This is a genomic window from Caulobacter endophyticus (genome assembly GCF_003116815.1).
Lineage (GTDB): Bacteria > Pseudomonadota > Alphaproteobacteria > Caulobacterales > Caulobacteraceae > Caulobacter > Caulobacter endophyticus.
Window position 1 is genome coordinate 292,423 of the sequence record NZ_QDKQ01000077.1, and the last position, 25,072, is coordinate 317,494.

Below are 25,072 nucleotides of genomic sequence, written 5' to 3' on the forward strand. Positions count from 1 at the left end.
GCGGCGAGGAGGGGAAGGCTTGTGGGCACAGGCGGTCCTGGACGGTCGAACGGGCGGCCGCAAACTCGTGCGTAACGACGAGCCCGGTCAAGTCGTCAGGCGGTGTCGGGCGAGGGAAGGGGGTTCTACGCCCCCAGCATGTTGCCGTAGCCGATGACGACGGTGGCGCCGACCAGCAGGGCCACGCCGGTCCAGACCATGTTGCGCACGGCGGGGCGGGCGTCCCTCCACTCCTTGAAGGCGAAGCCCCACAAGGTGCCGAAGATGATGATGCTGGCCATGTGCAGGGTCCAGCTGGAGAAGCCGAACTTGCCCATCTGGCTCTCGCCCATGGTGTAGAAGAAGAACTGGAAGTACCACGCCACGCCCGCCAGGGCGCTGAGCAGGTAGTTGGCCAGCAGCGGCGGCCGGTCCTCGGACTCCTTGCCGACGGTGCGGCCGATCCACTGTCCGGCGCTGCGGTTCTTGACGATCAGCATGGCGCACCAGACGCCGTTGGTGATCAGGCCGCCGAACATGACCAGGCACAGCACCGGCAGGCCGGTCCACAGCGGGCCGGTGCCCGCCGCCGCCGAGATCGCCTTGATCGGCTCGCCGGCCGCCAGGCCGAAGGCGAAGCAGGCCGACATGATCCCGGAGAAGATCGCCACGGCCAGGCCCTTCTTGAAGTCGAACTCGGCGACGGCCGCGCGCTTCGCCTCCGGCGACAGGTCGCCATCCTTCTTGGCGCCGGCCCAGGCCACGACGACGATGCCAGCGACGGTCATCAGCAGACCCAGCAGGATGATGCGGCCAGAAGTGGTGGTCAGCAGTGCGTCGGCGAAGGTCCCTCGCACGAGCGGCGGGATCAGCGTGCCGAAGACGGTGCAGAGGCCCAGCACCACGGCCATGCCCAATGAGAGGCCCAGATAGCGCATGGTCAGGCCGTAGGTCAGGCCGCCGAAGCCCCACAGCACGCCGAACAGGATGCACAGACCGGCGATGTGCGGGGGAACCTGACCCATCACGCCCAGAAGGTCGCGGGTCTGGAGCGAGGCGAAGAACCAGGGCGCAAACAGCCAGGAGAACACGCCCCCGGTCAGCCAGTAGATTTCCCACGACCAGCGGCGCACGCCGCGGAAGGGCACATAGAAACTGGCGGAGGCCAGGCCGCCTAGCCAATGGAAGAAAACGCCCATAAGCGGATTCATTGGCGTCAACTCCCATATATCAGAATGATTTTCTAATTATTGGGATCATCGCGACCGAGCGCGGCTTTGTCAACGAACCGGCCCGAGCGTCGCCGCAAGGACACGGTTCAGGACGTTTCTTTCCGGAAACACTGTGTGGCGCTCGACATGCGCACGATTTCGCGGTTATCGTCCCGATTATAGGGAATTAATCCCATAATATGAAATTTGTCGACCTTGGCGTCACCGGATGGCCCTGAGCAACGACAAGTCGCAACTGGAGAGGAAACATGAAGACCACCATCAGCGCCCAGCTGCGGGCCAGCGCCTCGCGCCTTGCCGTCGCGGCCGTCCTGCTTTCGGCCCCCGCCATCGCCCACGCCCAGGCCGCGCCGGCCGCCGGCCAGACCGTCGAGCCCGACGCCGTCGAGGAAATCGTCGTCACCGGCATCCGCGCCTCGCTGCGCAGCGCCATGGACGTCAAGCGCAACTCGCTGCAGGTGGTCGACACCATCTCGGCCGAGGACATCGGCGACTTCCCCGACAAGAACCTCTCCGAAGCCCTGCAACGGGTGACCGGCGTGCAGATCAGCCGCCAGGACGGCGAAGGCCGCGGCGTCAGCATCCGCGGCGCCGATCCCAGCCTCAACCGCGTCGAGATCAACGGCTCGTCGGCCCTCTCGCTGACGGTCGGCGGCGGCGACCGCGCAGTCGACTTCCGCGATATTCCCGTCGAGTTCGTCTCGCGCCTGGACGTGGTCAAGTCGCCGACGGCCGACATGGCCGAAGGCGGCATCGGCGGCACCGTGCGGGTCATCACCCGCCGGCCGTTCGACAGCAAGAAGCCCTTCGTCGCCGGCTCGGTGCAGGGCGTCTACTCGAACCTCGCCAAGGAATACGACCCCAAGCTGGCCCTGATCGGCAGCCGCACCTTCTTCGGCGACACCCTGGGCGTCCTGCTGTCGGGCACCTGGGAGAACCGTCACCTCAACAGCAACAACGCCCGCACCACCGGCTGGATTCGCCGGGCCGCCACGGCCACCGGCGCCGGCGCGACCCCGGGACGCAGCACCGACGTCAATGGCGACGGCACGCTGGACTGGATCCCCGAGATCCCGCGCCTGATCATCGACCGCCGCGAGACCGAGCGCAAAGCGTTGAGCAGCGTCGTGGAATGGCGTCCGAACGATAGCTTCAAGGCCTATTTCGACGCCACCTACGCCACCGCCAAGGAAGAGGTGAACAGCTCGTTCCTGCAACTGGGGGCATCGGGCGGCCTGATCGACTACAGCAAGACCACGCTAGGCGCCGACAACACGGTCAATCACATCGAGCTGACCAGCAGCACGGCCTTCCCGATGGACCTGGCCTACCGCAACATCCTGGGCGATCTGGAGCGCACCCAGTACACCACGGCCCTGGGCGGTGAGTGGAAGGTCGGCCAGTGGGTGTTCGACGCCCGCCTCGACTACTCCAACGCCGAGGTCCAGAACAACGAGATCAACTCGACCGCCACGGTGTTCGGCGTGCCGCGCGCCGTCGTCGACTACACCGGCGGCCAGCGGGCTCCGAACTTCTCGTTCCCGGGCCTGGACGTCACCACCGGCCAGGGCGTCAACCGCATCGATGCGCTGTTCAATCCCCGGAACAACACCTCCGAGGAGACGGCCCAGCAGTTCAACGTCACCTACAAGCCGAACATCGCCTGGCTGACCTCGATCAAGGCCGGCATCCAGGGCCGTCAGTTCGAGACCGACCAGATCCTCTACCAGCGCACCACGCGCCTGACCTGCCGCGGCGACACCAGCAGCGGCGCGATCATCGCCGTGGCCGCCCCGTGCGCGACCCTCGAGACGATCGTCAACACCAACTCGGTGGTCAACAGCATCCCGTTCTTCAAGACCGGCGACCTGGGCTATTCGGGCGGCATCCGCCAGTGGAACGACAACACCATGGCCACCTACGCCGCCACCCTGGCGACGGCGGGCCTGGTCAACGACGTCTACGCGGTCAACCCGAACGCCAATACTGCCCAGAATGCAGGCGGCCCGGGCAGCTTCCAGGCCTTCCTCGATACCTGGTCGGTCGAGGAGAAGACCAAGAGCGGCTACGTCCAGGCCAATTTCGACTTCCAGGATCTGCCCGTCCGCGTCAGCGGCTCGCTCGGCGTGCGCGTCGTCGACACCCAGACCACCTCGACGGGCTACAACCGCGTCCAGAGCGGCAGCACGGTGAACTTCGTGCAGGCCTCGCAGGACGGCGGCTACACCAAGACCCTGCCGTCACTGAATCTGCGCTTCGAGCTGATCCCCGGCACGCTGATCGGCCGCGCCGCCGCCAGCAAGGTGATGGCCCGCGCCGCGCCGGCCCAGCTGGCCCTGCGCCGCAGCATCGACGTCGTCGGCCTGACGGGCTCGCGCGGCAATCCCGACCTGCAGCCCTTCGAGGCCACGGCCTACGACGCAGGCCTGGAATGGTACTTCGCCAAGGACAGCTTCATCTCGGCGACCTACTTCCGGAAGGAGATTTCGTCCTTCATCATCAACCAGGCCTCGGCCGAGGTGATCGACGGCACGACCTACAACATCACCCGTCCCGTCAACGGCACCGACGCGGTGACGATCAACGGCCTGGAAATCGGCGGCCAGTACGCCTTCGACTTCCTGCCCGCGCCGTTCGACGGCTTCGGCGTCCTGGCCAACTACACCTACCAGAAGGACCAGGGCTTCAAGGGCACGAACCTTTTGACCGGCGAGATCCTGCCGTTCCCGGGCCTGTCTCGTAAGAGCTACAACGTCTCGCTCTACTATGAGAACGAGAAGTTCAGCGCCCGCGCCTCGTACAACTGGCGCGACCAGTGGCTGATCACGGCCGCCGGCCGCGGCAGCCTGCCGGAATTCAACGAGGCCTACGGCTCGCTGGACGCCTCAGCCAGCTACAACATCAACGACAACTTCACGGTCTTCCTCGAGGGCGTGAACCTGACCGACGAAGTGCGGATCGAGAACAACAACGCCGTTCGCCGCATCGGCAACGAGACCTTCGGCTCGCGCGTGTTCTTCGGCGTCCGCGCGAAGTTCTAGGGCAAAGCGACGATCAGCCCGGCTCGGTCAGCTTCAGGAAGTTGGCCAGGGTCGGGCTGATCTCGCCCTTGCGCCAGGCCAGGCCCGTCTCCAGCTCGGGGGCGGCGCCGGCCAGCGGCACATAGGTGACGCCCGTGCGCGCCAGGTTGCGCAGCGAGGCGGGAACGAGCGCCACGCCCAGTCCGCTCGACACCAGGCTGATGATTGTCTGCATCTGGATGGCTTCCTGGGCGATGCGCGCTTCGCCGCCCAGCAGACGGTAGTGGCCGGTGACCAGGTCGTGGAAGTTGGGTGCCACATGCTTTGGAAACAGGATCAGCGGCGAGGCCAGCAGTTCGTCGGCCGACAGCACCGCGTCGCTGGCGATGCGTCCCTCGTCGATCCAGGCGGTGGGCACGGCCGCCACCAGCGGCTCGCGCAGCAGCCGTCGGTAGGAGAGGGCGGCGGGCAGGGGCTGGTCGGTCGGCGGGATGATGATGCCCGCGTGCCGCTCGCCCTCGACCAGGGCCGGCAACTGCACGTCGCTGGTGGCTTCGAACAGGCGGATCTCCACCTCCGGATAGGCCTGCGAATAGCGCCGCACCAGCGAGGGCAGCACGCTGTAGTCGGCGGTGCTGACGAACGACAGCGCCAGGAAGCCGCTCTGGCCGTCGCGCATGCGCCGCGCCGCGCCCGGCAGGGCGTCCAGCGCTGCCAGCGCCTCTTGGACCTGCGGCAGCCACTGCTCGCCCAGCGGCGTCAGCCGCACGTTGCGCTTGGTGCGCACGAACAGCGCCGCGCCCAGTTCCTTCTCCAGCGCCATGATCGACTGGCTGAGCGGCGGCTGGGTCATGCGCAGCCGCTCGGCGGCCCGGCCGAAATGCAGCGTCTCGGCCACGGCGGCGAAATGACGAAATTGCCGGACGTCCATCTAATATCTCGTGCGACTTAATGATCGCCTTTTAATATATTTTGCTCGCGCGGTCAGCGGCGGTAATAACCCCACAGCCGACACTGAGATTTTCCCATGCCTCCTTATCGTTCACGCACCTCCACCCATGGCCGCAACATGGCCGGCGCCCGCGGCCTGTGGCGCGCCACCGGCATGAAGGACAGCGACTTCGGCAAGCCGATCATCGCCGTGGCCAACAGCTTCACCCAGTTCGTTCCGGGCCACGTGCACCTGAAGGACCTGGGCCAGCTTGTCGCCCGTGAGATCGAGGCCGCCGGGGGCGTGGCCAAGGAATTCAACACCATCGCCGTCGACGACGGCATCGCCATGGGCCACGGCGGCATGCTGTATTCGCTGCCCAGCCGCGAGCTGATCGCCGACGCGGTCGAATACATGGTCAACGCCCACTGCGCCGACGCGATCGTCTGCATCTCCAACTGCGACAAGATCACGCCGGGCATGCTGATGGCCGCCATGCGCCTGAACATCCCGGTGGTCTTTGTCTCGGGCGGTCCGATGGAGGCCGGCAAGGTGCAGATCAAGGGCGCGATCCGCTCGCTCGACCTGGTCGACGCCATGGTCGTCGCCGCTGACGACAAATATACCGACGAAGAAGTCGAGGCGATCGAGAAGGCCGCTTGCCCGACCTGCGGCTCGTGCTCGGGCATGTTCACCGCAAACTCGATGAACTGCCTGACCGAAGCCCTGGGCCTGTCGCTGCCCGGCAACGGCTCGGTGCTGGCCACCCACGCCGACCGCGAAGCCCTGTTCAAGGAAGCCGGCCGCCTGATCGTCGATCTCTGCCAGCGCTGGTACGAGCAGGAGGACGTCACGGCCCTGCCGCGCGGCATCGCCACGCGCGAGGCGTTCGAGAACGCCATGAGCCTGGACATCGCCATGGGCGGCTCGACCAACACCGTGCTACACCTCTTGGCGGCGGCCAGCGAGGGCGGCGTCGAGTTCTCGATGGCCGACATCGACCGCCTGTCGCGCCGCGTGCCCTGCCTGTCGAAGGTGGCGCCGGCCAAGGCCGACGTGCACATGGAGGACGTCCACCGCGCCGGCGGCGTGCCCGCCATCCTGGGCGAGTTGGAGAAGGGCGGCCTGATCGACGCCAGCCAGCCTACCGTCCACGCCGCCACCATGGCCGAGTCCCTGGCCCGATGGGATATCGGCCGCACCAACAGCGGCACGGCCCAGGAGTTCTTCCGCGCCGCGCCCGGCGGCAAACCGACCCAGGTCGCTTTCAGCCAGGCCGCCCGCTGGGAAGAGCTGGACCTGGACCGCGAGAAGGGCGTCATCCGCTCGGTCGAGCACCCGTTCTCCAAGGATGGGGGCCTGGCCGTCCTGTTCGGCAATCTCGCCCCGGAAGGCTGCATCGTGAAGACGGCAGGGGTCGACGAGTCGATCCTGACCTTCCGCGGCACGGCCCGCGTGTTCGAGAGCCAGGAAGACGCCGTCAGCGGCATCCTGGGCGGCAAGGTCACGGCTGGCGAGGTCGTGGTCATTCGCTACGAAGGCCCCAAGGGCGGGCCGGGCATGCAGGAGATGCTGTACCCGACCACCTACCTGAAATCGAAGGGACTGGGCGCGGCCTGCGCCCTGATCACCGACGGCCGCTTCTCGGGCGGCACTTCGGGCCTGTCGATCGGCCACGTCTCGCCTGAAGCCGGCGAAGGCGGCCTGATCGCCCTGGTCGAGACCGGCGACAGCATCCTGATCGATATTCCCAATCGCGGCATCCAGCTGGAAGTCTCCGAGACGGTCCTTGCCGAGCGCCATGCCGCCCAGCTAGCCCGGGGCAAGGACGCCTGGAAGCCGAAGGATCGCAAGCGCGAGGTTTCGCCCGCCCTGCGCGCCTACGCGGCCATGACCACCAACGCCGCCCGTGGCGCGGTGCGCGACGTCAGCCAGGTCGAGCGCCAGAACTAGGACGGAGCGCGGCCGGGTTCGCCAGGGCTCGGCCGCGCAATCCTGGGGTGAGTTTTTCTGCCCGCGCGGCGAGAATATCGGTCGTGCGGAGGAGGGCAGGACGGGTCAGGTTTTCGGCATCGACGTAAAAAGCTTCAGGAGAAGCCGATGTCCGACCGAAAGCTGCATCCCGAGACCCTGGCCCTGCACGCCGGCTGGCGGGCCGATCCGACCACGGGCGCCGTGGCGCCGCCCATCTACCAGACCACGTCCTATCAGTTCCAAAGCGCCGAGCACGCGGCCGACCTCTTCGCGCTGCGCCAGCTGGGCAACATCTACACCCGCATCGGCAATCCCACGATCGACATACTGGAGCAGCGCCTCGCCGCGCTGGAGGGCGGGGCGGCGGCCCTGGCCGTGGCTTCAGGCCAGGCCGCCTCGGCCTTCGCGATCCAGAACCTGGCGCGGGCCGGCGACAACATCGTCAGCTCCACCGACCTCTATGGCGGCACCTGGAACCTCTTCGCCAACACCCTGCGCGACCAGGGGATCGAGGTTCGCTTCGTCGACCCCGAGGATCCCCAGGCCTTCGCCCGCGCCACCGACGAGCGCACGCGCGCCTACTACGCCGAAACCCTGCCCAATCCGAAGCTGACGGTCTTCCCGATCGCCGAGGTCGCCGCCATCGGCCGGGCGCACGGCATCCCGCTGATCGTGGACAACACCGCCGCGCCCCTGCTGGCCCGGCCGCTGGAGCACGGCGCTGCGATCGTCGTCTATTCGACCACCAAGTACATCGGCGGCCACGGCACCTCGATCGGCGGCGTCATCATCGACGGCGGCAATTTCGACTGGGAGGCCCATCCCGACCGCCAGCCCCTGCTCAACACCCCCGACCCCAGCTATCACGGCGCGGTCTGGGCGCAGGCGGCCAAGCCGCTGGGTCCCATCGCCTACATCCTGCGGGCCCGCACCGTGCTGCTACGCGACCTCGGCGCGGCCCTGTCGCCGTTCAACGCCTTCCAGATCCTGCAGGGGCTGGAGACGTTGCCGCTGCGCATCGCCCGCCATTCGCAGAACGCGCAGGACGTGGTCGACTTCCTGGCCAAGCGTCCGGAGGTGATCCAGGTGATCTACCCCACCGCCCAGGGCGGCCTGCGCCGCGAGCGGGCCGAACGCTACCTGTCGGGCGGCTACGGCGGCCTGGTCGGCTTCGAACTGGCTGGCGGACGCGAGACCGGCAAGCGGTTCATCGACAGCCTGCGGCTGTTCTACCACGTGGCCAATATCGGCGACGCGCGGAGCCTGGCCATCCACCCGGCCTCGACCACCCACTCCCAGCTCAGCGCCGAGGACCAGGCCGCCACCGGCGTCTCCGAAGGTTATGTGCGCCTGTCGATCGGCCTGGAGCACATCGACGACATCCTGGCCGACCTCGACCAGGCCCTGGCCGCCTCGGCAGGTCTGCGGGTCGCAGCCGAGTAAAGAAAAGCCCGCCAGATCAGCGATCTAGCGGGCTTTCCTGATATTGGTTCAGTGCTTCGAGGTCTGCTCCACGGCGCGGAAGACGCGCAGGTAATTGCCGCCCCACAGCTTGCCGATGTCGGCCTCCGAATAGCCGCGCGCCACCAGCTCGGCGGTGACATTCCCGGCCTCGCCCTCATTGGCCCAGCCGATCACCCCGCCGCCGTGGTTGAAGTCCGACGATAGCCCCACATGGTCTACCCCCACGCGCCTCACCGCATAGTCGACGGAGTCGACCAGGTCCTTGACCGTCGCCTTGGGCAAAAGGTCGGTGACGGCGTGGCTGTAGTCCTTGCGCTTGTCGGGCGACAGCGCCTCGGTCCCATCGGCGGCTCGCGTGAAGGCGGCCGGCAGGCCGTACTGGACTCGCAGCGCCGCCACCTTCGGACGGAGTTCGTCGGTCAGCCGCACCAGATAGGGCCCGAAGGCGACGACTTGCACGACCCCGCCCTGGGCGGCGATGGCGTCGAGTTCGGCGTCCGACAGGTTGCGTGGATTGTCGACCACGCCCTGAACGCCCGAATGGCTGGCCACCACCGGCGCGCGGCTGATCGCCAGCACCTGCTTCACCCCGTCGGGCGTCAGCTGGGAGACGTCGATGATCACGCCCAGGTCGTTGAGCTTGCTCACGGCCTGCTTGCCCAGGGGCGACAGGCCGCCCCATTCGACCTTGGTCCCGCCGCTTGGGCGCGAGGAGTCGGCGAAGGCGTTGTTGCCGGCGTGGACGAAGCCGAAGCTGCGCACGCCCGACGCGTAGTAGGCGTCGATCGGCGCCAGGTCCTCGCCGAACGGATAGGCGTTGAGGAAGCCGACCACGATCGCCCGCTTGCCGACCTTGGCGGCGGCCTCGACGTCGTCGGCCTTCAGCGCCAGGACGGCGCGGTCGGGGTGGCGCTCGGCGACGCCGCGGATGGCCGCCAGCTTGGCGTCCGCCTCCTTGCGGGCCTGGGCGTAGCCGTCCGGCGTGCGCGGACCTTGAGCCACGAACACCGCCAGCACGGCCGCGTCGACCCCGCCGCGCTCGAGCTTGGGCAGGTCGATCTGGCCGTCGCCGTCGATGGCGGCCTCGTGCGCGCCGACGCCCAGGTCGGCCGGCACGTCGACGTGGCTGTCGAGCACCAGGGTGCGGGCGTGAACGGCGGCGGCGTCGAGACCGGCGGCCGCAGCGGGGCTGGCCAGGGTCAAGGCGGCGGCCGTGGCCAGGAGAACGGGGCGAAGCATGGCGTCGTCTTTCTTGTCGTTGGTTGGGTAGGGCGCCTCGCCGCGCGCCGGGCCCCTCGGCGCGTTGGTCGGCGCGATCTGACGCTAGCCGCCGCCGGGCCGCGCCGACCAACGCGGTGTTCTCATGCTCGATATTGCCGTCGGTAAAGCTTGCGCTCGGCGTCGTGCGCCGGTCATCTCCGGCGTCCTGTTCGAACCGAGAGTGCGTTTTCCATGCTCGACGACCGCAAGCCCCACGAACCCCGCCCGCTCGGCAAGAGCGGCCTTTCGGTGTCGCCGCTGGCCTGGGGCATGTGGCGCTTCAAGGGCGAATCCGTCGCCGACGCCCGCCATCTGGTCGAGACCGCCCTGGAGAGCGGCATCACCCTGCTCGACACCGCCGACATCTACGGCGCCGACACGCCCTACGGCTTCGGTTCGGCAGAGGTGCTGCTGGGCAAGGTGCTGCACGACGCCCCGCAGCTGCGCGAGAAGTTCGTCCTGGCTTCCAAGGGCGGCATCGTCCTGGGCGTGCCCTACAACTCCAGTGCAGATTACCTGGTCACCGCCTGTGAAGCCTCGCTGCAGCGCCTGGGCGTCGACAAGATCGACCTCTACCAGGTCCACCGTCCCGACGTTCTGGCCCATCCGGCCGAGGTGGCCGCCGCGCTGGTCAAGCTGCGCGAGCAGGGCAAGATCGATGCTGTCGGCGTCTCCAACTACCTGCCCAGCCAGGTCGCGGCCCTCCAGGCGCACCTGCCGTTCCCGCTGGCCAGCATCCAGCCTGAGTTCTCGCCGCTGGCCATCGAGCCGCTGTCGGACGGCGTGCTCGATCAGGCGCTGGAGCACGACATGGCCGTCCTGGCCTGGTCGCCGCTGGGCGGCGGGCGCCTGACGGGCGAAGGGATCGATGATCGCGGGCGGGCGGTGATTGACGCCCTGGACGCCGTGGCCCGTCCGCAGCATGTCGACCGCGCCGCCGTGGCGCTGGCGTGGATCATGGCCCACCCGTCACGGCCGGTCCCGATCGTCGGCTCCCAGACGCCCGAGCGCATCAAGGCCGCCGCTGACGCCCTGCGCGTCTACATGACCCGCACCCAGTGGTACGCGATCCTGACCGCCAGCCGGGGTGTTCCTCTGCCCTGATCGCGCGGTCGCCTTTGACGGGCGGCGGCGAGATCGCTAGATCATGGCGCGGTAATGAGAATCGTTCTCATTCGGGGTGGCGTGATGCGATCTGGCCAGAGGGGACCGGCTTCCGACCTGACCGGTTTGCTGGAGGCTCATTACGAGGACCTCCGCCGCTTCGCCGCCCGCAAGGCCCGCTCGGCCAGCCTCGCCGACGACGTCATGCAGGACGCCTGGCTGAAACTGTCGGACCTGACCCGCGCGCCGGGCTTCGACGGCGCGGCGGTGCGCAACCCGCTGAGCTACCTGCGGCGGATCATCGCCAATCTCGTCGTCGACCGTCAGCGGCAGGCGGCGGCCCAGGCCCGGCGGGTCACGCCCGGCGACCTGCCGCTGGATGCCGGCAGCGACGCGCCCTCGGCCTTCCAGGTGCTGGCCGGCCGCCAAGAGATCGCGGTCGTCCAGGCCGCGATCGCCGAGCTGCCCGACAAGTGCCGCCAGGTGATCCTGCTCTATCGCGGCCACGACCTGACCATGCAGCAGGTGGCCGATCGGCTTGGGATCTCGCCGCGCACCGTCGAGAACCACCTGGCCAAGGCCATGAGCCACTGTCGCCGTCGGCTGAAGGAAGCGCACGGCGATGAGTGAGACTAGGGGAAGCGCGGGCGCCGGTTCGTCCTGTCCTTTGGGAGGACCAAAGCCCACATGAGCGACAAGGACAAAACCGGGGGCGAGGCGCAGTTCGAGGCGGCGGCGCGGCGAACGCTGCGTCTGCGCGACGGGGCCGACGCAGTCGAGCACGCCGCCTGGCTGGCGGCCGATCCGGCCCGCGCCCAGGCGATGGCCGAGGCCGACCACGTGCTGTCTCTGATCGGGGCTGCCACGGCCCCTCAGGTGAGCGAGCCGTTCCAGCCACGCCGCAGCCGAAGTGCTGCGCCGTCTGTGCGGCCAAGTCGCCGAAGCTGGCGGATCCCTGCCGCGGCCGCCGCTTGTCTGGTGCTGGCCCTTGGGACCGGCGTCGCCTTCAGGGCCTTCGCGCCCGCGGATCCCAATCATCTGGTCGCCGAGGTCGGACAGGTGCGCAGGGAGGTGCTGGCTGACGGCAGCACGGTCACGCTCAACACCGGCGCGGTGCTCGACGTCCGCTATGGCCCGGAAGGTCGCAAGGTGCGGCTGGTGAGGGGGGAGGCCTTCTTCGACGTGGTCCACGATCCGTCGCGGCCGTTCGTGGTCGAGAGCCGGGCCGGCAGCGCCCGGGTGCTGGGCACGGCCTTCGACGTGCGCCTCAAGGGCGATGCGGCACGGGTCAGCGTCCTGCGCGGTGCGGTGCGGGTCGCGCCGGCCAGCGGGCAGGGCGTGGCCGTACTGCGGGCGGGGCAGGGCGCCTGGCTTGACGGCGCCGCGCCCTGGGCCGTGGCGCTGGAGGATCCCGCGGCGGTCGACGCCTGGCGTCAGGGTCGGCTGGTCGTCTATCACCGCCCGCTGTCCGAAGTGGTCGACGAGATCGGCCGCTACCGGCGCGGCAAGGTCTTGGTGCGCGGACAGGCCCTGGCCGCCCGGCAGGTGTCGGGCGTATTCGACGTCGCCAGGCCCGACGACGCCATCGACGCCCTGGCTGCGTCGCTGAGCCTGCGCACCGCGCGCCTGGGCGGTTTGGTCCTGCTCTACTGACCGCAGTCACGGCTTCGCAAAAAAATCTTCGCGACCGCTAGGGGATCGCACGGCCGGAGTTCGTCTCACCATCATAAGATGCAATTGAGTGTCGCTCGCAATAATGGGCGACCCACGAGACGAGACCGACCGAAGACATGACGACGCCTGCCACCCCTTCCGGCCTGCTGCCCCGTATCCGCCGGCTGTCGTTGTGCCTGGCGCTGGCCTCGGCCAGCCCGCTGGCCCTGGGCGCGCTCCCTGCCGCCGCCCAGGAGAGCGCGGCCTACTCGGTCGATATCGCCGCCCAGCCGCTGCCGCAGGCGCTGAGTCAGTTCTCGCTGCAGACCAAGGTCCAGATCGTCTACGCCGTCGAGGCTCCCTACGGGCGCCGCGCCCCGGCCGTGCGTGGCCGCTTCAGCCAGGGCGAGATTCTGTCACGCCTGCTGGCCGGCAGCGGCGTCACCTGGCGCGAGGTTCGCCCGGGCGTCGTCACCCTGGAGGCCGCGCCGAGCGGCAAGGGGGCGGTGGTCACCGACGCCCTGCGCGTCGAGGGCGCGACCGGCGGCGCCGAAGCGCTGAACACCCGCGACGCCCTCGGCTACGACAGCGTCTACGATCTCGACGGCGCCTCCACCTATGCCGGCAAAAGCCAGGTCGAGCGCTACAAGGGCGTCAGCCCCGCCGACGTGCTCAAGGGCATGGTCGGCGTCTACAGCGGCGACGCCCGCAACAGCGGCGCGCTCGATCCCAGCGTCCGTGGCGTCGAGGGCCCGGGCCGCGTTCCGGTGATCATCGATGGCGGCGAGCAGGCCCTGACCGTCTGGCGCGGCTACAACGGCGCCAACAACCGCAGCTACATCGACCCCAGCCTTGTTGGCGGCGTGCAGGTGCTGAAAGGTCCATCCCTGACCGCCGGCGTCCATACCTCGGTCGGTGGTGCGGTGGTCATCGACACCCTGTCGCCGCGCGATATCCTGCGCGAAGGCGAACGCTACGGCGCCGAGGTTCGCATCGAGGGCGGGAACAACTCCACCAAGCCGCGCCTGCCGACCCTGCTGACCGGCCGCGACTATCGCGACGTGCCCGGCTTTCCCGGCTCGACCGGGACCGCGGGCTTTCCCAACAGTCCCTATAACGATCCCTACGTGCAGGTGACGCCCCGCACCTCGGGCGACAACGACACCGTTTCGTTCGGCGACCGCGCCGCCCGCCTGGCTGTCGCCGGCCGCAGCGACGACTTCGAATGGCTGGCCGCCTACGCTTGGCGCGAGCGCGGCAACTACTTCGCCGGCGAGGGCGAGGCCGACTACTACCGCCAGACCAACCTGCCCACGCCTTCGGGCCCGCAGGACCTGATCAAGCGCCTGGCCTTCAACTACCAGCCCGGCAACGAGGTGCCCAACACCTCCAGCGAGATGAGCTCGTGGCTGGGCAAGCTGGTCTGGAAGATCAGCGACACTCAGCAGCTGAAGTTCGGGGTGCGTGACACCGTCTCGACCTATGGCGAGGTCATGCCCTCGCGGATCATCTCGGTCGGCGCCAACGGCATGGGCAAGGTGCAGTGGCCGCTCAGCGAGGTTCACGCCACCGCCTGGAACGTCGACTACCGCCTCAAGCCTGGCGGCCGCTGGGTGGACCTGAAGTCGTCGGTGTGGCTGACCCGCACCAACAGCCACACCTACAGCGCTGGAGGCTTCCCCAACTGGGCCCAGAACGCCGCCAACCCGATCACCAAGAACACCGCCCTGGCCAACGCCAAGAACGATCGCTACGGCCTGTCGCTCAGCAACAAGACCCGCCTGGCCTCGACCCTCGACCTGGTGGTCGCCGGCGACTGGCAGCACGAGAAGCTGACCTCGCCCGACGTATGGGGCGGCACGTTCGACGGCTGGCGGCAGTATCCCAGGGCCGGCCGGCGCGAGGAATACAACGTCCACGCCAATCTCGAATGGCGGCCGGTCAGCGAACTGACGCTGACGGCGGGGGCGCGCTATTCGCACTATTGGGCTTTCGACGACTTCCTGGACGCACAACTGGCCAAGGGCGTGGTGTTCACCAACTACGTCTTCACCGACGCCACGGTGGCCTATCGCGCCCTGGTCAACGGCCGCACCGTCACCACCCGCATACCCTGGGAGCGTGACAGCACCGGCAAGCTGACCCGCGCCACCAACCCTTGCGTCAACGGCTTCCTCAATACCGTGGCCGGGGCCACGGGCTACTGCGTGGCCACGGTGAACCAGGCGCCGGTCACGGCCGTCAGCCGCACCCAACGCGGCGACGGCTGGACGCCAGCGGTCTCGGCCACCTTCAACTTCACGCCCAACGCCCGGGCCTATGTCCGCTACGCCGAGGCCTATCGCTTCCCCAGCCTGTTCGAGAGCACGGTCGGCTTCTCGGCCGCCATCGACCCGACCCGGCCACTGAAGCCCGAGCACGCCCATACCTGGGAGGCGGCCTATGTCCACGACCTGTCGGCTCTTCTGTCGCTGCCCGAGGGCCAGCGCGCCGACGTCAAGCTGACCTGGTTCCGCAATCGCACGGACAACATCATCGAGCGCGGCACCCAGCTGCAGCTCTCCAACATGGAAAAGCAGATCATCGAGGGGCTGGAGCTGCAGGCCCGCTACGATAATGGCCGGGTGTTCGCCGACTTTTCCGCCGCCCACAACTTCAAGAACAAGGTCTGCGACCGCCAGCAGGCGATCCTGAAGGCGCCCAACACAGGCATCGTGCCCGACTGCGTGAACTTCGGCTTCGTCGGGGGCTATCTGCTGACCCAGGCCACGCCCGAGAACTCGGCCAACCTTTCGCTCGGCGCGCGGTTCCTGGAGCGTCGCCTGGAGATCGGGGTGAGGGGCGCCTACTACAGCGCCTACGACAATCCCGAGCTCGACCGCTTCATCGGCGGGGCCACCGCCACTCGCGTCGACGGCTGGGCGCTGAACACGCCCTACCTGTGGGACGAGATCGTCACGGTCGACGCCTACGCCAACTTCAAGCTCAACGAGAAGGTCCGGTTCGAGCTGGTCGGGACCAATCTCAACGACCGCTACTACACCGATCCCCTGACCCGCACGGCCCAGCCGGCCCCCGGGCGCACGCTGAAGCTCAGCATGACCGCCCGCTACTGACCCCAATTCACGGCTTTTGGCGCGTCGGCTCCCTACCGACGCGGCGGACGCCGCTGGATGAGCCCGGGCCTCCATCGAAGAGGCCCATTTAACTAAGCATCGGAGAAGACGAGATGTCCCGTTCGACCTTCAAGACGCTGATCCTGGCCTCCATCGCCGCCGCCGCCCTGACCGGCGTCGCCCATGCCGGCATCGTCGGCGAGTCCACCGACGAAACCCACCTGAAGGTGGGCGCCAGCGTGATCAACGCGGGTCCGCACACGGCCGGCAAGGCGGGCGTCGCCGTCGCCTCCATCGGTCTGTCGGCCTATGTCGACTTCCAGGGCCTGTCGGCCTCGGCCCCGCCGTCGGGCGGCGTCAGCACGATCAACAACCCGTCGACCGCGCCGGGCAGCCACAACGGCATGGGCGTGTTCAACTTCGCCAAGGTCAGCACCGGCGACCTCTGGTTCGGCGAATGGTCCGACACCGCCAACGCCAATGACGGCACCCACACCGTCTACTACGTCGGCGACGACACCGGCGCGACCGCCGGCACGGGCACGGCCAGCTACACCGTGAAGGGCCTCAGCGACTACGCCACTAACGGCATCCTGGAAGGCACGTTCAACGCCGACTTCACCGGCGGCACGCTCAGCGGCTACGTCCAGAGCGCCTCGACCGGCTACAAGGTCGATATCGGCTCGGTCGGCATCTCGGGCCTGAACATCGCCAGCACCACGGCCAACGCCACGGCGACGCAAGGGACCACGACCCTGGCCTCGGGCGGTGAAGTCAGCGGCAAGTTCTTTGGCGCCAACGCCGCGGCCCTGGCGGGTCTCGTCACCTTCGGCGGCAACAGCGTCTACGACACCGCCTTCGGCGGCACGAAGAACTGAGGACGCGAGGGGCGGGGGCCGGTCGGCCTTCGCCCCAAGCCCCTGTGATGACCAGGTCGTCCGCTCACCAGCGTTTTCCGTTCCGCCTAGCCGCCGGCTGCGCGGCTTTCGTCGTTCTGGCCCTGGCCGGCGCAGCCCACGCCCAGGTCGACGAAGACACCCGCCTGCGTCTTGACCAGGACCTGTCGCGTCGCGCCGCCGAGCGCGAGGCCCAGACCCGCCAGGAGACCGCGCCCGACGTGCTGGTCATCGATGGTCAGGCCTATGCCGTCGGACCCGGCGTCGACGACGTCGGCAAGGCGCTCTACCTGTCGCTGGCCCGCCGCCAGTGGGGCGACGCGCGCCGCTTCCTGAGGGCCTATCTGGCGCTGCCCGAGCGCGATCCGATGCTGGTCCTCTACGCCAAGGGTCAGCTGGCCCGCCAGGACGGCGACCTCCGCGGCGCCGAGCGCAGCTTCCGCCAGCTTCTGGCCTTGCAGCCCGATTTCCAGCCGGGCCGGATCGAACTGGCCCGCGTGCTGTTCGAGAACCAGCGCGACCGTGAGGCCGAGACGATGTTCCGCGCGATCCTCGCCGAACTGCCGGCCAGCGACCCCCGCGCCGCCGGCGTTCGCCGCAGCGTCGAGACCTTCCTGGCGGCCCTCAAGCGCCGGCGCGGCTGGACAGGCCAGTTCGCGTTGGGGCCCGGCTGGAACTCCAACATCAATCAGGCCTCGGGCAGCTATGCCTGTCTGCTGCCGGGACCGGAAAGGATCTGCTTCTTCGACCGCAAGACGCCGGACCCGGTCGGCGCGGCGACGGTCAGTTTCGAGAGCGTGCTCAATCGCCGCCTGCCGCTGCGGGGCTCCGGCGGCCTGACCTTTCGCGGCATGGCCTATGGCGAGCTCTATCCGGAGGAACAGCGCTACAATCAGGCCACTTTCGTCGCCCAGGCCGGCCTCGACTATCGCACCGCGCGGCTGGCCTTCGGGCTCGCCCCATCGCTCGACATGGGGACCATGGGCGCTGTGCGCCTGTACGAAGCGCCCGGCCTGCATGCCGAGGTCAGCCGGGTGATCGGCGTCTCGACCCTGGTCAAGCTGGAGGGCGACTACAAGGTCATGCGCTACCGCCAGGCCTCGTTCTCGGCGCTGGACGGCGACCAGGCCTCGCTGTTCCTGACCGCCTGGCGCGGCCTTTCCGGCGGCTGGACGATGTTCGGGGGCATGGACCTGCTCGACAAGGACGCCGATCATGCGGTCAACGCCTACCGCCAGGCAGGCCTGCGCCTGGGCGCGGCTACGCCAACCCTGAAGGGACTGAACGCCACCCTGTTCGCCTCCGCCCGCCGCAAGCGCTGGGACGCCGTCAACGAGACGCTGGAGGCCCGCCGCCGCGACGACGAGCAGAGCTTTACCGCCATCCTGCGCACGCCGCGCTGGAAGACGCCCGGCGGCTTCACGCCCAGCCTGACCTTGCAGTACGCCAAGGTCGCCAGCAGCATCGACTGGTTGTTCTCCTATGAGAAGACCGCTGCCAGCCTGAAGCTGGAGCGGGTGTTCTGATGCTGGCGTCCCTGCCCATGGCCGTGCTGGAAATTCCCTGCGAGGCGCCCGCCGCCAGCGGCCGCAAGCGCCGGTGGAGCCTGGCCTTCACGGTGGCGGTGGCGCTGCATGTGGCCTTGCTGCTGGGCGCCTACCTGCGGCTGTCCCGGCCAGAGGCGCCGCCGGCCGCGCCGATCGAGGCCATCTCGGTCGAGTTCGCGGTCGAGCCCGTCGCGCCGCTGCGGCCCAAGGACGAGCGGCCGCCAGGACCGGAGGCCAGGGCCAGCGCGGCCGCCATCGCCACGCCTGCGCCGCCCAAGGCGATCGACCGCCCGCCAGACCCGCTGGGTATCCTGCCGGCGGTGGTCCGATCCGCCGCCAAGGCTTCGGAAGGCGAGGCCTCGGCCAGGCCCTCGGCGCCCAGCGAGGCTGCGGCGCCGCCGACCGCGCCGGCGCCGCCTGCGCCAGTGATGGCCGCGCCCCGCACCTCCGCCGCCAGCGCCCGCGACGCGGCGATCAGTTGGAAGGGCCTGATCCTGGGCCGCCTGCAGGTCTACAAGCGCTATCCCCGCCGCGCCCAGAGCGCCGGGCAGGAGGGCGTGGTCCATATCGCCTTCACCGTCGATCGCGGGGGCAAGGTGTTAAGCGCCCGGATCGCCAAGGGCTCTGGCTATCCGCTGCTCGACGACGAGGCCCTGGCCACGGTCAGGCGCGCCTCGCCGATGCCGCCTCCGCCTGGCGATGTGCCGGGCGACCCGGTCGAGGTGCTGGCGCCCGTCGAATTCTTCGTCAGGTGAGGGCGATGTGGGTGATCGGTCGAATGTCACCGGTTACGGCTAGCCAAGGCCGCCTCACGCTGTAGAGTTGAGTCGAGTGTTCGCAGTCGGGTTTCGCCCCGGCGGCGAAAGGGGGCGAATGCGGGTTTCCGGCGCGTGACAGTTTCCAGAGGAGCGTCTGACGACGCGGTCGTCGCGGCGCACGCACGGCTGGTCAAGGACGCCGGATTCCAGTTCGACAAGGCGGTCTTCACCCCGCCCAAGGTTCCCGAATGGCTGAGCCATGTCGGTGATTTCGTGGCGTTTCTGGCGCCTTACCTGAAGTGGGTGTTCTGGGGCGCCATCGCGCTGTTGGCGGCGCTGATCATCTACGCCATCGTGCGCGAACTCCTGAGGATCTGGGCCCCAGCCCCGCGGGCGGTCAAGCCGCTGGTCGTGGCCGAGGCCGGCTGGCGCCCAGACGTCGCGGACGCGCGCGACCTGCTGGCCGCCGCCGACGAACTGGCCGCCAAGGGCCTGTTCGTCGAAGCCGCCCACTTGATCCTGCTGCGCAGCGTCCAGGACATCGAGAAGCGCCGCCCCCGCGCGGTGAAGATATCGTTGACCGCGCGCGAGATCGCCGTCCTGCCGGCCATTCCGGAGGCGGCTCGCCCGGCCTTCGTGGGCATCGCCCGCCTTGTCGAGCGGGGCCTGTTCGGAGGCCGGCCGGTCGGCGCCCAGGACTTCGCCGAATGCCGCGCCGCCTACGAAGCCTTCGCCCTGCCTGACGGATGGCGCGGATGAGTACGCCCCAATCCTCGGGCAAGTCCTCGGGCATGTTCTCGCCGATGACCATGCTGGTGCTGGTCCTCGTCGGCGTCATCTCGTTCACGGGCCTGGCGGTGCTTTCGGCCTATGCGCCAGAGCTGCGCAAGGGCGACGACGGCGGCGGCCACGCGCTGTCGCGTTCGTCGGTGGGCTTCGGCGCTCTTTCGCGCCTGCTCAGCCTGATGGGCGAGCCCGTGCTGACCAGCCGCGGCGACCTGCCGACGTCGGCCGAGGAAGGGCTGCTGGTCCTCACCCCGTCGGCGGGCATGTCGCCCGTGCCGCTGGAGCGCAACGACCACATCGGTCCGACCCTGATCGTGCTGCCCAAATGGATGAGCACGCCGCATCCCAAGCACCGGGGCTGGGTGACCACCCTGGGCGGCAACGAGGCGGGCCAGGCGTTGTCGGTGCTGCCCGCGGCCTTGCGCAAGGACCTCAAGCTTAACGAGGCCGGGGGCAGGCGCACGATCCGCCTGCGTCGCCCGAATGGCGAGGCCTTCGGCGCGCCGGTGACCATCCAGGCTTCCCGCACCCTGACGGGGCCAGGCTGGACGCCGGTGCTGCTCGACCAGAACGGCGCGACCGTACTGGCCATGCATGGCGACAGCTGGACCTATGTGCTGGCCGATCCGGACTACCTCGATACGCAGGGGCTGAAGACCGCCGAAGGCGCGCTCACCGCTGTGGCCATGCTGAACCTGATCCGCGACGAGGGCTCTCCGGTTGTCTTCGACGTCACCCTGCACGGCTTCAAGCGCACGCGCAGCCTGATGCGCCTGATCCTGGAGCCGCCGCTGGTGGGCGCGACCCTGGTGGCCGCCGCCCTGGCCCTGCTGGCCGGCGCCCAGGCCTTCGCGCGCTTTGGTCCGCCGCTGCGCTCGCGTCGCGCGGTGGCCCTGGGCAAGGCGGCGCTGGCCGACAACACCGCGGGCCTGGTTCGCCTGGCCCGCCGCGAGCATCGCATGGCGCCGCTCTATGCGCGCCTGATCCAGGCCTCGGCAGCGCGCGCCATCGGCGCGCCGCGCGGCCTGGACGAGCTGGAACTCGAAGCCTTTCTCGATCGCGTCAGCCGCATCGTGGGCGCGACCCACACCTATTCGGCCTTGGCCGAGCGGGCGCGAGCGGCCTCGCCGTCCGACCTGATGGCCGTGGCGCGCGATCTCCATACTTGGAAGCAGGAGCTCATCCGTGGACGTCAGTGAAGTCGGGGCGCTCGCCGCGCGGATCCGCTCGGAGATCGGTAAGGCCGTCGTGGGGCAGGACGACGCCGTCAACCTGCTGCTGACGGCGCTGTTCGCCGGCGGCCACGTGCTGCTCGAAGGCCCGCCCGGCACGGCCAAGACCCTGCTGGCCCAAAGCTTTGCCCGCACCGTCGCGCTGGACTATGGCCGCATCCAGTTCACGCCCGACCTGATGCCCGGCGACGTGATCGGGGCCAACCTGTTCAACTTCCAGACCTCGACCTTCAGCCTGACGCGCGGTCCGGTGTTCTGCGAGCTGCTGCTGGCGGACGAGATCAATCGCACGCCGCCCAAGACCCAGGCGGCCCTGCTGGAAGCCATGCAGGAACGCCACGTCACCATCGACGGCAAGTCGCACCCGCTCAGCCCGCGCTTCACCGTCGTGGCCACCCAGAACCCGATCGAGCAGCAGGGCACCTATCCGCTGCCTGAAGCTCAGCTCGACCGCTTCCTGTTCAAGCACGTGCTCGACTATCCCAGCGCCCAGCAGGAGCGTGCGATCATCGTCGGCCACGGCTCGCGCACCGGCCAGATGGATCCCAAGAGCTTCGGCGTCGAGGCCGTGGCCGAGCGCGCCGCCATCGACGCGGCCATCGAGACGGTGGCCAAGGTGCGCCTGACCGACGAGGTAGTCGGCTACATCGTCGACCTGGTGCGGGCCACCCGCGAGTCCACCGACATCGAGACCGGCGCCAGCCCGCGCGCCGGCGCCATGCTGGCCGTCGCTTCGCGGGCCCGCGCCGCGCTCGACGGCCGCGACTATGTTATCCCAGACGACGTCAAGTCGCTGGCCGCGCCGGCCCTGCGCCATCGCCTGATCCTCTCGGCCGCCGCCGAGATCGAGGGCCGCAAGGTCGACCACGTCCTGTCGGGCCTGGTCGAGCGGGTGGCGGCTCCCCGGTGATCTATCCCACGCGCCGCGCCGTCGTCGCTGTCGCTGCCGGGGTTCCCGGGGCGCTGGTCGTCGGCGTGCTCGCGCCGGCAGGCTGGCTGGCCGGACCGATCTGGATCGGGGTCATGCTGCTGGCCATGGCCGCCGACGCCTTGTCTGGCGGCTCGCGCTCGCGCCTGACCCTGGATGAGCCAAAGCGGCCGTTCCTGTCGGTGGCGCGCACGGCCGCGATCGCCTTCACCACGCGCTTCGGCAAGGGTCCGGCGCCCGATCGAGCCGAGGCCGCCCTCGACGCCGACGATCGCCTGGGACTGCAGCCCCGCTTCGTCCGCGCCGAGGTTGCCGATCGCGTCGCCGCCTTCGATTTTTCCCTCACGCCCGAGCGGCGCGGGGAAGGGCGCCTGCATCGCCTGTGGGTGCGCTGGACCGGGCCGCTGGGCCTTGTCTGGAAGCAGCAGACCTTCACGCTGGAACTCGATGCGCCGACGGGCACCGACCTGCAGGGCGTGCGCGAGGAAGCCGTGAAGATGCTGGCCCGGGACGCGGCGATCGGCAGCAAGACCCAGATCGAGCGCGGCGAGGGCTCGGAGTTCGAGGCGCTCAAGGAGTTCCAGACAGGCATGGACCCGCGCGCCATCGACTGGAAGCAGTCGGCGCGTCACCAGCATCTGCTGGCCAAGGAGTTCCGCACCGAGCGCAATCACCACATCGTGCTGGCCATCGACGGCGGCCGGGCCATGTGCGAGCCGGTCGGCGGCGCGCCCAAGGTCGACCGGGCCATCAACGCCGGCCTTCTCCTGGCCTATGCCTGCCTGCGCGCCGGCGACCGGGCCGGCTTCTACTCGTTCGATTCCGCGCCGCGGCTGCTTACCGGCGTGGTCAGCGGCCTGGACGCCTTCCGCCAACTGCAGCACGCCGCCGGTCGCATCGACTATTCGGCCGAGGAAACCAACTACACCCTGGCCCTCAACACCCTGGCGGCCAAGCTGCGCCGGCGCTCGCTGGTGGTGGTGTTCACCGACTTCACCGATCCCACTGCCGCTCAACTGATGCTCGAAGCCTCGGCCCACCTGCTGCGCCGTCACCTGGTGCTGTTCGTGGTCATGCAGGACGAGGAGCTTGAGGCCATGGCCGCCGCCGAACCGTTCGAGCCGGCCGACATCTCGCGCGCCGTCGTCTCGGCCAGCCTGCTGCGCGAGCGCGAGGCCGTCGTCGCCCGCCTGCGCCGCATGGGCGCCCACATCGTCGAGGCCCCGGCCGCCCGCATCGGTCCGGCCCTGATCAACGCCTATGTCGACCTCAAGCGGAGGGATCTCCTGTGATCGACGTCAAGGTCGACGGCCGTCTGAAGAGCCAGCGTTTCCGCCAGGAGCGCGAGGCCGACTGGAAGCGCCTGGAACGGCTGATGGAGAAGGTTGAGAAGGGCTCGATGGCCAGCCTCTCCGAGGAGGAGATCCTGGCCGCGCCTGTACTTTATCGCTCGGCCCTGTCGTCGCTGTCGGTGGCTCGCGCCACCTCGCTCGACCGGGGCATGATCGACTATCTGGAGATGCTCTGCGCCCGGTCGTATTTCTTCGTCTACGGCTCGCGCGAGACCCTTCGCGGCCAGCTGGGGGCCTTCTTCGCCGGCGGCTGGCCGGCCGCCGTGCGCGGCCTGTGGCGCGAGACCCTGGTCAGCGTCGGGTTGATGGTGATCGGCGCCCTGGTCGGCGCCTGGCTCTTTGGCCAGGACGCCGAGTGGTACTACGCCTTCATGCCCAAGGAGATGACTGGCGGTCGCGATCCGGCGGCCACCACCGAGATGCTCCGCTCGACCCTGGACGGCAGCAAGAGCGGCAGCGGGCTGTCGATGTTCGCCACCTTCCTCTTCACCCACAACGCCCAGGTGGCGCTGCTGGCCTTCGCGCTCGGCTTCGCCCTGTGCGTGCCTACCGCCATGCTGGTGATCTACAACGGGGTGATCCTGGGCGTGTTCTTCTCGCTGTTCGTCAGCCGCGGACTCGGTGTCGAGGCCGGGGGCTGGCTGGCTATCCACGGGGTGACCGAGCTGTTCGCCGTCTGTCTGGCGGGGGCGGCGGGGCTGAAGATCGGCTGGTCGGTGGCCTTCCCGGGCGAGCAGAGCCGCGTCGACGCCGCGGCCGCGGCCGGCCGCCACGCCGCCACCGTCATGGGCGGGGTCGTGGTCATGCTGTTCTTCGCGGGCCTGCTGGAGGGCTTCGGCCGCCAGCTGATCACCTTCACGCCGGCGCGCTACGGCGTGGCGGCGGTCACCGCCCTTATTTGGGGCCTCTACTTCTACGGACCGCGCCGGAGGGCCAGGGCATGAGCGAGGCGGCCACGACGCTCAAGCTGACCCGTCCGTTCGTTACGCCCGAGGGCGTCGACCTGCGCCTGCAACTGGCCGACGCCAGCCAGCGTGCGGGCGCCTTCCTGCTGGATGCGGCGATCATGCTGGCGGTGCTCATCGTGCTGTCGATTGTGATTGGCCTGGTCGGGGTCGGGGCCTGGCGCGCGGCGGGCATGAAGGGCGCCGAGGTGATGGCCGTGCTGTGGCTGATCGGCTTCTTTCTGTTGCGCAACTTCTACTTCGTCGGCTTCGAGCTCAGCGCCGCGGCCGCCACCCCGGGCAAGCGGGTCATGGGCCTGCGGGTCGCCGCGCGCGACGGCGGCCGCCTGCGGCCTGGCGCCATCTTCGCCCGCAACGCCATGCGCGAGCTGGAGATCTTCATCCCGATCAGCATGCTGTTCGCGCCCGCCGGGGTCGAGGGCGGCGGGGTCGAGGGCTGGATGTACCTGCTGGGGATCACCTGGGCGGGCGTCTTCCTGCTGTTCCCGCTGTTCAACAAGGACCGCCTGCGGGCAGGCGACCTGATCGGCGGAACCTGGGTTGTCCGCGCGCCCAAGCGCAAGCTGATGCGCGACATGGCCGACGAGGGGGCCGAGCGCCTGCAGCGCTACGGCTTCACGCCCGAGCAGATCGACGCGTACGGGGCCAAGGAGCTGCATGTGCTGGAAGACGTGCTGCGCCAGCGCGAGCGCAAGACGATGCGCGCCGTGGCCGACCGCATCGCCGGCAAGATCGGCTGGACCCGCCTGGCCGAGGAAGACGACTACGACTTCCTCAGCGCCTATTACGCGGCCCTGCGCAAGCGGCTTGAGGCGCGCCTGCTGATGGGCGTGCGACGCCGCGACAAGTACGACGTCGCACGCTAGCTCTGGGCG

Annotated in this window: 19 protein-coding genes; 16 read left to right on the plus strand and 3 right to left on the minus strand. The window is 69.2% G+C overall.

What is annotated here, in order from left to right; genetic code table 11:
* Positions 1–125: 125 nt before the first annotated feature.
* A complete protein-coding gene (rhaT, locus tag DDF67_RS24750) occupies positions 126–1,190 on the minus strand; it encodes an L-rhamnose/proton symporter RhaT (RefSeq protein ID WP_233247764.1) in 1,065 nt (354 codons plus the stop codon).
* Positions 1,191–1,459: 269 nt separating this feature from the next.
* Here rhaT and DDF67_RS24755 point away from each other — a divergent pair, with 269 nt between their 5' ends.
* Entirely contained in the window at positions 1,460–4,252 is a 2,793-nt protein-coding gene (locus DDF67_RS24755) for a TonB-dependent receptor (protein WP_109455389.1), read from the plus strand.
* 13 nt (positions 4,253–4,265) lie between these two features.
* Here DDF67_RS24755 and DDF67_RS24760 read toward each other — a convergent pair whose 3' ends face one another.
* Positions 4,266–5,162 (minus strand): LysR family transcriptional regulator, encoded by an 897-nt coding sequence (locus tag DDF67_RS24760; RefSeq protein WP_109455390.1) that lies wholly within the window; start codon positions 5,160–5,162, stop codon positions 4,266–4,268.
* A 96-nt stretch (positions 5,163–5,258) separates the two neighbouring features.
* Between DDF67_RS24760 and ilvD the strand changes: the two genes are divergently transcribed.
* Together ilvD and DDF67_RS24770 are read left to right on the plus strand one after the other, a co-directional pair.
* The gene (gene ilvD / locus DDF67_RS24765; protein WP_109455391.1) at positions 5,259–7,115 is read left to right on the plus strand and encodes a dihydroxy-acid dehydratase; all 1,857 of its coding nucleotides are present in this window, start codon (positions 5,259–5,261) and stop codon (positions 7,113–7,115) included.
* A 147-nt stretch (positions 7,116–7,262) separates the two neighbouring features.
* On the plus strand, positions 7,263–8,579 hold the full coding sequence (locus DDF67_RS24770) for an O-acetylhomoserine aminocarboxypropyltransferase/cysteine synthase family protein (RefSeq protein WP_109455392.1): 1,317 nt from the start codon (positions 7,263–7,265) through the stop codon (positions 8,577–8,579).
* A gap of 48 nt (positions 8,580–8,627) precedes the next feature.
* Here the strand turns inward: DDF67_RS24770 and DDF67_RS24775 are convergent, their stop codons facing one another.
* Positions 8,628–9,839, minus strand: a complete 1,212-nt coding sequence (locus tag DDF67_RS24775; protein WP_109455393.1) for a dipeptidase — start codon at positions 9,837–9,839, stop codon at positions 8,628–8,630.
* Positions 9,840–10,052: 213 nt separating this feature from the next.
* Between DDF67_RS24775 and DDF67_RS24780 the strand changes: the two genes are divergently transcribed.
* The 13 genes from DDF67_RS24780 to DDF67_RS24840 all read left to right on the plus strand — a co-directional run bounded on the left by DDF67_RS24780 (position 10,053) and on the right by DDF67_RS24840 (position 25,063).
* The gene (locus DDF67_RS24780; protein WP_199229336.1) at positions 10,053–10,964 is read left to right on the plus strand and encodes an aldo/keto reductase; all 912 of its coding nucleotides are present in this window, start codon (positions 10,053–10,055) and stop codon (positions 10,962–10,964) included.
* An 84-nt stretch (positions 10,965–11,048) separates the two neighbouring features.
* Positions 11,049–11,594 carry an RNA polymerase sigma factor gene (locus DDF67_RS24785; protein ID WP_158278116.1) on the plus strand — a complete coding sequence of 182 codons (546 nt, stop codon included), beginning with the start codon at positions 11,049–11,051 and terminating at the stop codon, positions 11,592–11,594.
* 57 nt (positions 11,595–11,651) lie between these two features.
* Positions 11,652–12,617, plus strand: coding sequence for a FecR family protein (locus DDF67_RS24790; RefSeq protein ID WP_109455395.1), 966 nt, complete (start codon positions 11,652–11,654; stop codon positions 12,615–12,617).
* A 137-nt stretch (positions 12,618–12,754) separates the two neighbouring features.
* The gene (locus DDF67_RS24795; protein WP_109455396.1) at positions 12,755–15,733 is read left to right on the plus strand and encodes a TonB-dependent receptor; all 2,979 of its coding nucleotides are present in this window, start codon (positions 12,755–12,757) and stop codon (positions 15,731–15,733) included.
* A gap of 113 nt (positions 15,734–15,846) precedes the next feature.
* Positions 15,847–16,611 carry a Slam-dependent surface lipoprotein gene (locus tag DDF67_RS24800; RefSeq protein WP_109455397.1) on the plus strand — a complete coding sequence of 255 codons (765 nt, stop codon included), beginning with the start codon at positions 15,847–15,849 and terminating at the stop codon, positions 16,609–16,611.
* A 47-nt stretch (positions 16,612–16,658) separates the two neighbouring features.
* Positions 16,659–18,155, plus strand: a complete 1,497-nt coding sequence (locus DDF67_RS24805) for a surface lipoprotein assembly modifier (RefSeq protein ID WP_109455398.1) — start codon at positions 16,659–16,661, stop codon at positions 18,153–18,155.
* Positions 18,155–18,931, plus strand: a complete 777-nt coding sequence (locus DDF67_RS24810; protein WP_109455399.1) for an energy transducer TonB — start codon at positions 18,155–18,157, stop codon at positions 18,929–18,931. The genes DDF67_RS24805 and DDF67_RS24810 overlap by 1 nt, the downstream gene beginning before the upstream one ends.
* A 135-nt stretch (positions 18,932–19,066) precedes the next feature.
* Positions 19,067–19,693: a DUF4129 domain-containing protein gene (locus DDF67_RS24815; RefSeq protein ID WP_109455400.1), complete on the plus strand. Its 627-nt coding sequence runs from the start codon at positions 19,067–19,069 to the stop codon at positions 19,691–19,693.
* The gene (locus tag DDF67_RS24820; protein WP_109455401.1) at positions 19,690–20,919 is read left to right on the plus strand and encodes a hypothetical protein; all 1,230 of its coding nucleotides are present in this window, start codon (positions 19,690–19,692) and stop codon (positions 20,917–20,919) included. Before DDF67_RS24815 ends, DDF67_RS24820 begins: the two co-directional genes overlap by 4 nt.
* Positions 20,906–21,862 (plus strand): AAA family ATPase, encoded by a 957-nt coding sequence (locus tag DDF67_RS24825; RefSeq protein WP_109455402.1) that lies wholly within the window; start codon positions 20,906–20,908, stop codon positions 21,860–21,862. Before DDF67_RS24820 ends, DDF67_RS24825 begins: the two co-directional genes overlap by 14 nt.
* A complete protein-coding gene (locus tag DDF67_RS24830; RefSeq protein WP_109455403.1) occupies positions 21,859–23,172 on the plus strand; it encodes a DUF58 domain-containing protein in 1,314 nt (437 codons plus the stop codon). The genes DDF67_RS24825 and DDF67_RS24830 overlap by 4 nt, the downstream gene beginning before the upstream one ends.
* Positions 23,169–24,176: a stage II sporulation protein M gene (locus DDF67_RS24835; RefSeq protein WP_109455404.1), complete on the plus strand. Its 1,008-nt coding sequence runs from the start codon at positions 23,169–23,171 to the stop codon at positions 24,174–24,176. The genes DDF67_RS24830 and DDF67_RS24835 overlap by 4 nt, the downstream gene beginning before the upstream one ends.
* Positions 24,173–25,063: an RDD family protein gene (locus tag DDF67_RS24840; RefSeq protein ID WP_109455405.1), complete on the plus strand. Its 891-nt coding sequence runs from the start codon at positions 24,173–24,175 to the stop codon at positions 25,061–25,063. The genes DDF67_RS24835 and DDF67_RS24840 overlap by 4 nt, the downstream gene beginning before the upstream one ends.
* Positions 25,064–25,072: the final 9 nt, after the last annotated feature.